8 protein-coding genes are annotated in these 8,467 nt (G+C 71.7%); 3 read left to right on the plus strand and 5 right to left on the minus strand.

Features of this window, described 5'->3' with window-relative positions; all coding sequences use genetic code 11:
• Positions 1-72 precede the first annotated feature (72 nt).
• The gene (locus MKK58_RS10760) at positions 73-312 is read right to left on the minus strand and encodes a hypothetical protein (protein ID WP_238281035.1); all 240 of its coding nucleotides are present in this window, start codon (positions 310-312) and stop codon (positions 73-75) included.
• A 151-nt stretch (positions 313-463) separates the two neighbouring features.
• Here MKK58_RS10760 and MKK58_RS10765 point away from each other — a divergent pair, with 151 nt between their 5' ends.
• Positions 464-1,180, plus strand: a complete 717-nt coding sequence (locus tag MKK58_RS10765; RefSeq protein WP_243912074.1) for a YoaK family protein — start codon at positions 464-466, stop codon at positions 1,178-1,180.
• Between the two features lie 13 nt (positions 1,181-1,193).
• Here the strand turns inward: MKK58_RS10765 and MKK58_RS10770 are convergent, their stop codons facing one another.
• From MKK58_RS10770 to ycaC, 4 genes are all read right to left on the minus strand, one after another.
• Positions 1,194-3,125 (minus strand): hypothetical protein, encoded by a 1,932-nt coding sequence (locus tag MKK58_RS10770; protein WP_243912075.1) that lies wholly within the window; start codon positions 3,123-3,125, stop codon positions 1,194-1,196.
• Between the two features lie 23 nt (positions 3,126-3,148).
• Positions 3,149-4,651: an NAD(P)/FAD-dependent oxidoreductase gene (locus MKK58_RS10775; RefSeq protein WP_243912076.1), complete on the minus strand. Its 1,503-nt coding sequence runs from the start codon at positions 4,649-4,651 to the stop codon at positions 3,149-3,151.
• A gap of 97 nt (positions 4,652-4,748) precedes the next feature.
• The gene (locus MKK58_RS10780) at positions 4,749-5,687 is read right to left on the minus strand and encodes a pirin family protein (RefSeq protein WP_238281031.1); all 939 of its coding nucleotides are present in this window, start codon (positions 5,685-5,687) and stop codon (positions 4,749-4,751) included.
• An 86-nt stretch (positions 5,688-5,773) separates the two neighbouring features.
• Positions 5,774-6,436, minus strand: coding sequence for an isochorismate family cysteine hydrolase YcaC (gene ycaC / locus MKK58_RS10785; RefSeq protein ID WP_243912077.1), 663 nt, complete (start codon positions 6,434-6,436; stop codon positions 5,774-5,776).
• Positions 6,437-6,547: 111 nt separating this feature from the next.
• Between ycaC and MKK58_RS10790 the strand changes: the two genes are divergently transcribed.
• Both MKK58_RS10790 and MKK58_RS10795 read left to right on the plus strand, forming a co-directional pair.
• Positions 6,548-7,462 (plus strand): LysR family transcriptional regulator, encoded by a 915-nt coding sequence (locus tag MKK58_RS10790; protein WP_243912078.1) that lies wholly within the window; start codon positions 6,548-6,550, stop codon positions 7,460-7,462.
• A gap of 208 nt (positions 7,463-7,670) precedes the next feature.
• On the plus strand, positions 7,671-8,105 hold the full coding sequence (locus MKK58_RS10795; protein ID WP_243912079.1) for a hypothetical protein: 435 nt from the start codon (positions 7,671-7,673) through the stop codon (positions 8,103-8,105).
• The last annotated feature ends 362 nt before the right edge of the window (positions 8,106-8,467 follow it).

Below are 8,467 nucleotides of genomic sequence, written 5' to 3' on the forward strand. Positions count from 1 at the left end.
AACCTCCTGCGGTTGGAACGCGCCCCGCTGCGGGAACGCCTCCGGTGACATCGGTGCCGGCCCGCGCTCGTCCTAGCGCTCGGCCTGCAGGCTCTTGAGGAAGCGGCGGGCCACATCGCGCACGGCCTCGTCGTCCCGGGTCTCGTCGTCGGCCTTGTCCCAGAGGTGATCGAGGCTTCCCTCGAGCGCCGTCAGCAGGTCCGGGTTCTGCCGGGCGAGATGCTGGATGGTGCCGAAAAGCAGGTGCTCGATGGCGAGTTCGCGATGACGGGCCTGCGCAATGGGGTTCGGATCGGATGGGGTGCGGGTCATCCTCACACAACGAGCGGCACCGCTCCCGGTTCATGTCGATCCGCGACAGCGGCAAGGTTTCGCACGACGTGTCCGCCCCGCCACTTCCGCTTCGCCGGGCTTTCGGCCAGACAACCGGTCGTTTCGAACAGCATGACCGAGCGGATACGAGATGGCACGGACACCGGAGACCGGGGCGGCCCAGGCGGATACGCGGCGCGCCTTCGACAAGGATTTCTACGCCGGCACCGGCCTCGCCTTCGTGGCGGGTTTCGTCGACGCGGCGGCGTTCATCGCCCTTGCGGGCCTGTTCACGGCCCACGTCACGGGAAACTTCGTGATGATCGGCGCCGAACTCGTCTCGACCTCGTCCGGGGTCGTCGCCAAGATCCTCGCGCTGCCGGCCTTCGTCCTCGCGGTGGCGGGCGCGCGCCTGCTCGCCCTCGGCCTGGAACGGCGCGGACGCGCGCCCCTGCCCTGGCTCCTCGTCCTCGAGGTGCTGCTGCTGGCGGGCTTCGGCCTCGCGGGCTTCGCCCTCACGCCGCTGGGCTCGCCCGACGGCGTCGCGGCGGTGTCGGTGGGCATGCTGGGCGTCGCCGCGATGGGGGTCCAGAACGCGATCGGGCGCCTCGGCCTGCCGCATCTGGCCGCCACCACCGTGATGACGATCAACGTCACCCAGGCGGTGATCGATCTCGTGGACTGGGCACGCGGCGCGGTCGCGCCGGACGGGCCCGCCCGCCTGCGCATGCGGCGGATGCTGCCGGCGGTGCTCGCCTTCGCGCTCGGTGCCCTGGCGGGGGCCTTCGGCGTCGCCGCCTGGTCGTTCGGCTGCGTCGCGCTCCCGATCGCCGTCCTGTGTGGCTTGACCGTCCTGCTGCGGTCCTGAAAGCCCGGCGCCGTCAGCCCCGGCAGGGCAGCAGGCCGTAGGCCACCGTCCGGTGCCAGGACACGCCCCCCGGCGTGGTGCGCGCGGTGACGACGGGCGCGGAGAGCGGAAAGATCCCGGCGTTTCCGGGCAGTTCCTGGCGATCCCGCAGGGGGACGACGATCCAGGCCGGCGCATCCGGCGCGGCGCAGAGGGTCGCGACCGCGGCGGCCGGCGGGTCGTCGGGGCGGCGGGGGCCGGCCGGGTGGAACGGCGCGCGGTCATTCGGCGCGGCGAGGCCGGCCGCGATCAGGCGATCCATCCGCTCCGACCAAGCCCGGGCCAGGGCGGGCGAGAACACGATGCCGGCGCCCTGCAGGTTGCTGCTCCAGTTCGCGCGGACGAGCAGGAGCCAGGCCTGGGTCTCGCCGTCGAGCCAGAGCACCGGGCCGGGCCGGCGCGCGACGGCCGCCGCCAAGCCGGGCAGCGCCGTACGCGCCTCGATCGCGCGGGCCGTCACGGTCCGCTCGTCCCAGAGGACGACGAGGGCGAGGCCGAGCCCTGCCCCGAGGACGATCCGGGCCCCCCGGTGCCCGGCGGTCCGCGTCCAGACGAGTCCGGCAACGACCGCCAGGGTCAGCACGAGGGAAAAGTTGCGGATCACGCCGAGGCGGAGGTCGGCCCCCTCGTCCCGGTGGCCGAGGAGCCAAGCGAGCGCGGAGAGTTCGAGGGCCAGCCGGCTCGCCGCCAGAACGCCGATGAGCGCGCCGATCACGAGGATCATCCGGGGAGTCGGATCGATCCGGGTCCGGCGCAGGGCGGTGTGCAGGGCGAGCGCCGTCGCGCCCGCGCCGGCCGCGATGACGAGATCGTCCGCGAACAGCCAGCCGAGGGCGAGGAGGCCGAGGGTGAGCCGGTCCGCGCTCCGCCCCCACAGGCCGGCGGCGCAGAGGCCGAAGGCGGCGGCCCCCACCACGGCGGTCAGCCAGAGGAAGCGCCAGGGCTGAAGCTGGACGACGAGCAGCGCGGGCCAGCGGTCGCCGAAGAGGGCGGACGCGGCGACGCCCATGAGCCCCGCCCCCAGCGCCGCGTACAGGATCGGCCGGACCCGCGGCGGCGCGAGGGTGGCGCCGATCAGGATCGAGGCCCCCTGAATCACGATCGGCCCCCAGGCCGCGCCGGGCCAGAAGGACGGGAAGAGGTCGGCGCAGCGCAGGCGCAGGATGGCGGAGAATTCGGGGTCGAGCCCCTGCAGCAGCCGGTCGAACAGCGGCAGCCCCAGGGCGGCGGCGGCCAGCGCCGCCAGGGGCAGCGCGACGAGGGCGATCAGCCAGCGTCGATCCCGCGCGGCGAGGACGAGGGCGAGGACCGCGACCCCTGCCAGACCCATGATCGGGTGGACGAGGCAGCCCAGGAGGGCGAGCAGGCCCGCGAGCCGGTCGCGCCCGGCGGCACAGGCCGCCAGGCTGGCGAGCACGGCGGCCTCCGCGAGGGTACGGGGCGTCGCCAGGGCCTCGCCCACCCGGAAGACCCCGGGAAAACCGTACGAGGCCGGAAGCGCCGCCATGGCGGCGAGGACGAGCCAGCGCCCGCGCGGGGCCAGGCTCGCCGCGAGGGCCGCGGCGGCGCAGAACCAGGCGCCAAGCCCGGCGAGGCTGACGGCGAGCGCCGCCTGGGCGGGGCCGAAAGCCTCCACCAGCCCCCGCAGCAGGAGGGGAAACAGACTGAAGCGCGACTGGCCGTCATGGACGAACATCAGGTCGCGCCCGATGCCGGCCGGGTCGAGATCGGCGAGCGCCCGCCCGATATAGAGGCGGGCATCGCCGTCGATGCCGCGATAGGGATGCAGGAGCCCGTACAGGCCCGCCGCCCCGAGAATGGGCCAGATGCCACCGCGCCGGTCCGTGGAGGGCGGGGCGGCCTCCGGTGCGGACGACCGGTCCGCCCGCTTCCCCGGCCGGGCCATGGCGCCCGCCCCGTCCCGTGCCGTCAGGCGGCCCGGCGGGGAACCTGGCGCTCGCTGGTGAGCGCCCCGGCGGCGCCCGAGACGCCGGCCTCGGTGTATTCCGCGTCCTCGTTCACGCACCAGGGGTCGTAGCGGCGCTCGCCCGAGAGGATGTTCTCCACGGTCAGCATCGCGGTCATCATCGCGTGGTCCTGGTTGTTGTACTTGTGCATGCCGTTGCGGCCGACGAGGTGCAGGCTCGGATAGGTCCGCTCCAGGTCGCGCCGGATCGCGGCGACATGCGCCTTGTAGTCCGCGTCGTAGACCGGATAGGCCTTGGGCTGGCGCACGACGCAGGCATCGACCACGTCCTCGGGCCGGATCAGCCCGATCTGTCCGATCTCGCGCTTGGCGAGCGCGATGAGGTCTTCGTCCGAGGCGGCCCAGAGGCCGTCGCCCTCGAAGCAGAAGTATTCGAGGCCGAGGCAGGTGTGGTCGGCGTGCGGCACCATCTCGGGCGACCAGGAGCGGAAGTTCTGGACGCGCCCGACCTGCACCTTGGGATCGTGGATGTAGATCCAGTTGTCGGGGAAATCCTTCGTGGAGCGGGCGATCAGCGCCACGGTGAGGAAGTCGCGGTATTGCAGCGCCCGCGCCTGGAAGGTGCTGAGCGGGGCCGGGGTGATCGTGCCCGCGAGTTCGCGCAAAGGTGCCGACGAGACGATGTTGCGGGCCGTGAAGGTCTCGCGCGTGCCGTCGCCGCCCCTGGCGGTCACGGTCCAGAGCTTCGTCCGGGGCTCGTAATGCAGGCCGTCCACGCCGCGGTCGAGGTGCAGGGTTCCGCCCTTGGCCCGGACCTTCGCGGCGGCGGCCTCCCACATCATGCCCGGCCCCTTGCGGGGATAGCGGAAGGACTCGATCAGCGTCTTGATCACGGGCTCGCCCGCGCGGGGCGCCTTGCGCAGGCCGAGGGAGCGCACCAGCGCGTCGCGGATCGCTGCGCCGAGATCGAGGCCGTTGATGCGCTGGGCCGCCCAGTCCGCCGAGATGTCGTCGCAGGACATCCCCCAGACCTTCTCGGTGTAGGTCTTGAAGAAGATCGAGAACAGGCGCTCGCCGAAGCGGTTACGGACCCAGTCGTGGAAGCTCTTGGGCTCGGCGATGGGCCGGGCGCGGGCATACAGGTAGGAGGCGACGCAGGCCGCGCTCTCGATGAGCCCGAGGTTGCGCAGGGCCTCGAAGGCTTTGAGCGGATAGGCGTAGTACTTGCCCTTGTAGAAGATCCGCGACAGGCGCGGCCGCTCGATGAAGTCGTCGGGCAGGAGTTCGTCCCAGAGATCGACCACCGCCTTCGATTTCGAGAAGAAGCGGTGGCCGCCGATGTCGAACAGGTAGCCGTTGTGCGAGACGGTCCGGCTAATGCCCCCGACCTGGACGGGGTCCCGCTCCAGGACCGCCACGGAGCGCCCGGCCTTGGCCAGCAGGTAGGCGGCGGTGAGGCCGGCCGGCCCGGCGCCGATCACGAGCGTTTCCGTATGGTGGCTCATCGGGCGGGGCTCGCGAAGACCGGGGGACAGGTGCCCCCGGCATACGATCGCTTTGGTTAAGGAAGCCCTGTCCCGGCCGGCCGTCGCTGGCACCGCCTCAGGGATAGCGCACCGGCGCCGGCTGCTCCGGCAGCGGGATGAACTCGGATTCGCCCGGCACGGTGTCGAAGCGGGCCTGGCGCCAATCCTCCTTGGCCTGCTCGATCCGCTCGGGCCGCGAGGAGACGAAGTTCCACCAGAGGTGGCGCGGCCCGTCCATCGGCTCGCCGCCCAGCACCATGAAGCGGGCGGCCTGCGTGGCCCGCACGGAGATCCGGTCGCCCGGATTGAAGACGAGGAGCTGGCCGGGGCCGAACCCGTCCCCGGCGATCTCGATCGCCCCCGAGACGGTGTAGATCGCGCGCTCGTCGTAGGTGGGGTCGAGGGGCAGCACGGCACCGGCCTCCAGGGCCACGTCCGCGTAGACCATCGGGCTCGAGGTCCGCACCGGAGACCTCGCCCCGAAGGCCTCGCCCGCGATCAGCCGGACCTGCTTGCCCTCGCCGGTGAGGATCGGCAGGGCCTCGGCCTCGTAATGCTCGAAGGCGGGGGCGGTCTCCTCGTCCCGACCGCTGAGCGCCACCCAGCTCTGGAGGCCGAACAGCCGCGAGCCCGTGGCCCTCAGGCCGGCGCCCGTCCGCTCCGAGTGGGTGATGCCCCGGCCCGCCGTCATCCAGTTGAGTTCGCCCGGGCGGATCGGCAGTTCGGTGCCCAGGCTGTCCCGGTGCATGATCTCGCCCTCGAAGAGGTAGGTCACGGTCGAGAGGCCGATATGGGGGTGGGGCCGCACGTCCATGCCCTGACCGAGGAGGAACTCCGAGGGGCCCATCTGGTCGAAGAAGATGAACGGCCCGACCATCCGGCACTCCGTGGAGGGGAGCGCGCGCCGGACCGCGAAGGAGCCGAGATCCCGCGAGCGCGGCACAATCAGGGTCTTGATCGCGTCACAGGTGAAGTGATCCCCCGGGATGGGATCGTCGGCGCCGTGCCAGCTCATGGGTCATTCCTCTCGAAGCGTGATTCAGCGGTCCAACGTGCGGTGTTTCCCCGGCCGGGCACAGACCCCGCGCGCCGGGGAAACGATCAGGCGACCGAGGGGCCCTGCGGAGCGACGCCCTGCGGGATCGCGCCCTTGAGCGCACCGTAGCTCGTCATCAGGTTGCGGTAGTCGGGGATGTGGTTCGACAACAGGCCGGCCAGCCCCTCCACGTCGCGGCGCCAGTCGCGATGCAGTTCGCAGGCGACGCCGAACCACGTCATCAGTTGCACGCCCGCCGCCGACATCCGGTTCCAGGCGGCGTCCCGCACCAGCGGGTTGAAGGTGCCGGAGGCGTCGGTGACCGCGAACACCTCGAAGCCCTCCGCGATGGCCGACAGGGCCGGGAAGGCGACGCAGACCTCCGTCACCACCCCGGCGATGACGAGCTGGCGCCGGCCGGTCGCCCGGATCGCGGCCACGAAATCGGGATTGTCCCAGGCGTTGATCTGGCCGGGCCGCGCGATGAAGGGCGAATCGGGGAACTTCGCCTTCAGCTCGGGCATGATCGGGCCGTTCGGGCCCTCCTCGAAACTCGTGGTCAGGATGGTGGGAAGCCGGAAGTAGGCGGCCAGGTCCGCCACCGCGAGCACGTTGTTCCGGAACCGGTCCGGCTCGATGTCCCGCACCAGGGAGAGCAGGCCGGCCTGATGATCCACGAGGAGAACCACGGCCTGGTCGAGGTCGAGTCGGGTATAGGGCTTGCTCATCGTCGTCTCCGTCGCCCGGGGCTGGTCGGCTTTCGATGAAGACAGCGTATGGCTCCTCAGGTGACTATGAAATAGAAACGATGGAAACGCATCGTTTCCAGGACCAACCCCATGCGTCTTCCCGATTTCGAGGCCTGGGCCATCTTCGCCAAGGTGGTCGAGACGGGCTCCTTCGGCCGCGCCGCCTCCGATCTCGGCCTGTCGAAGGCGACCGTCTCGAAGGCGGTCGGCCGCCTGGAGGCCCGCATCGGCGCGCGCCTGTTCCACCGCACCTCGCGCAAGCTCGCCCTGACGGAGGCGGGACAGGCCGCACGGGAGGGAGCCGCCCGCATCCTTTCCGAGGGCGAGGCCGCCGAGGCGGAGGCCATCGCGGGTGCCTCCGAGCCGCAGGGCCTCGTGCGGCTCGCAGCACCCATGTCCTTCGGGGTGCTGCACGTGGCGCCGCACCTGCCGGACTTCCTGAGCCGTCACCCCGCCGTGTCGGTGGACCTGCACCTCAGCGACGCCGTCGTGGATCTCATCGGCGGCGGCTTCGACATCGGGCTGCGGATCGCCGCGCTGCCGGATTCGTCCCTGCGCGCCCGCAAGCTCTGCGCCGTGCGCCGCTCCCTGGTGGCCACGCCCGGCTACCTCGAGCGGCACGGTCGGCCGCACCATCCCGACGACCTGATCCACCACGCCTGCCTCGGCTATGCCTACCTGCCGACGCCGGATCGCTGGCGCTTCACGGACGGCCACGGCGCCGAGGCCGCGATCGTGCCCAAGGGACCGATGCGGGCGAACAATGCCGAGGCCCTGGCGCCCGCCCTGCGGGCCGGGCTCGGCCTCGCGGTGCAGCCCGACTTCATGATCTGGGACGACCTGAAGGCCGGCCGCCTGGAGCGCGTGCTGCCGGACTGGTCCCTGCCGCCGATCGCCCTGCACATCGTGATGCCGCCCGGGGACCTGCGCCCGGCCCGCGTCACCGCCCTGATCGCCTACCTGACCCAGGTCCTGTCGGCTGCGCCCTGGGCCGGCGCTTCGTGAGCGCGGGAATCGCCGCCGCCCGCCTCGACGCGGCCGGGGACGGGCGGGCCGGGTTTTCAGTTGCCGCGACCGCGCCGCCGAACGATGATCCGGAGATGCCCGTCGTCCCTCCTGCCCCCGCCCACGACCAGACCCGCGACCCTCGGCGTGCCCGCGCCGGGGATGCGGCGCGGCCGGCCGCACAGTCGCCGGGACGGGCCTGACACCGATGCCGATCCGGCGCGAGCACCGCTTCTTCTACCCGATCGACTGGCCGCAACTCTCCGCCGTCATCCGCTTCCAGCGGGCGCGAGGCCGGTGCGAGGTCTGCGCCCGCCCGCATGGCCAGCGCGTCTTCCACCTCGGCGATGGCCGCTGGTGGGACGGGCAGGAAGGCTCGTGGCGCGACGGCGCGGGCCGCTTCATCTGCCTCGCGGTCGGGGCCGACGACGTCCTCGGCACGGTGCGCACGACCCGCGTCGTCCTGGCGGCCGCGCACCGCGACCACGACACCGCGAACAACGCGGCCCGGAACCTCGCGGCCTTCTGCCAGCGCTGCCACATGAACCACGACCGGACCGAACACCGTCGCCGGCGCTGGCATACCCTGTTCCGGCGCAAGGCCTTGGGCGACCTGTTCCGGGGACCCTATCCCGGGCCCTGACAAGGGCGCGTTCGGGCCCTGCTTTGGTGCCCCTCCCAAAACTCCCGCCGCACCGTCGCGCTCAAAGGCAAGAACCGATCGCGATCGGGCCTTTTGAGAGACGCCGTCTAATCCCTTTCATCATGTGTCGTGCGACACGTCGAGAATGAAAACGGCTTCCTATCTTCAGTTCAGACAGACAGAAACGGACCAGCCACTTGGTTCGTACGAAACTGGAGAGTACAAGCCTTCATGAAGACCCGTATCGCCGCTCTTGCCACCGCCCTTGTCCTTGGCGTTGCTCCGATCTCGTCCGCGATGGCTTACGACAGCCCCTCCCGCTACACCGGCTTCGCGCCCTACGACGTCGAGACCACGGGCTC

The sequence above is a fragment of the Methylobacterium sp. J-078 genome (genome assembly GCF_022829285.1).
GTDB lineage: Bacteria > Pseudomonadota > Alphaproteobacteria > Rhizobiales > Beijerinckiaceae > Methylobacterium.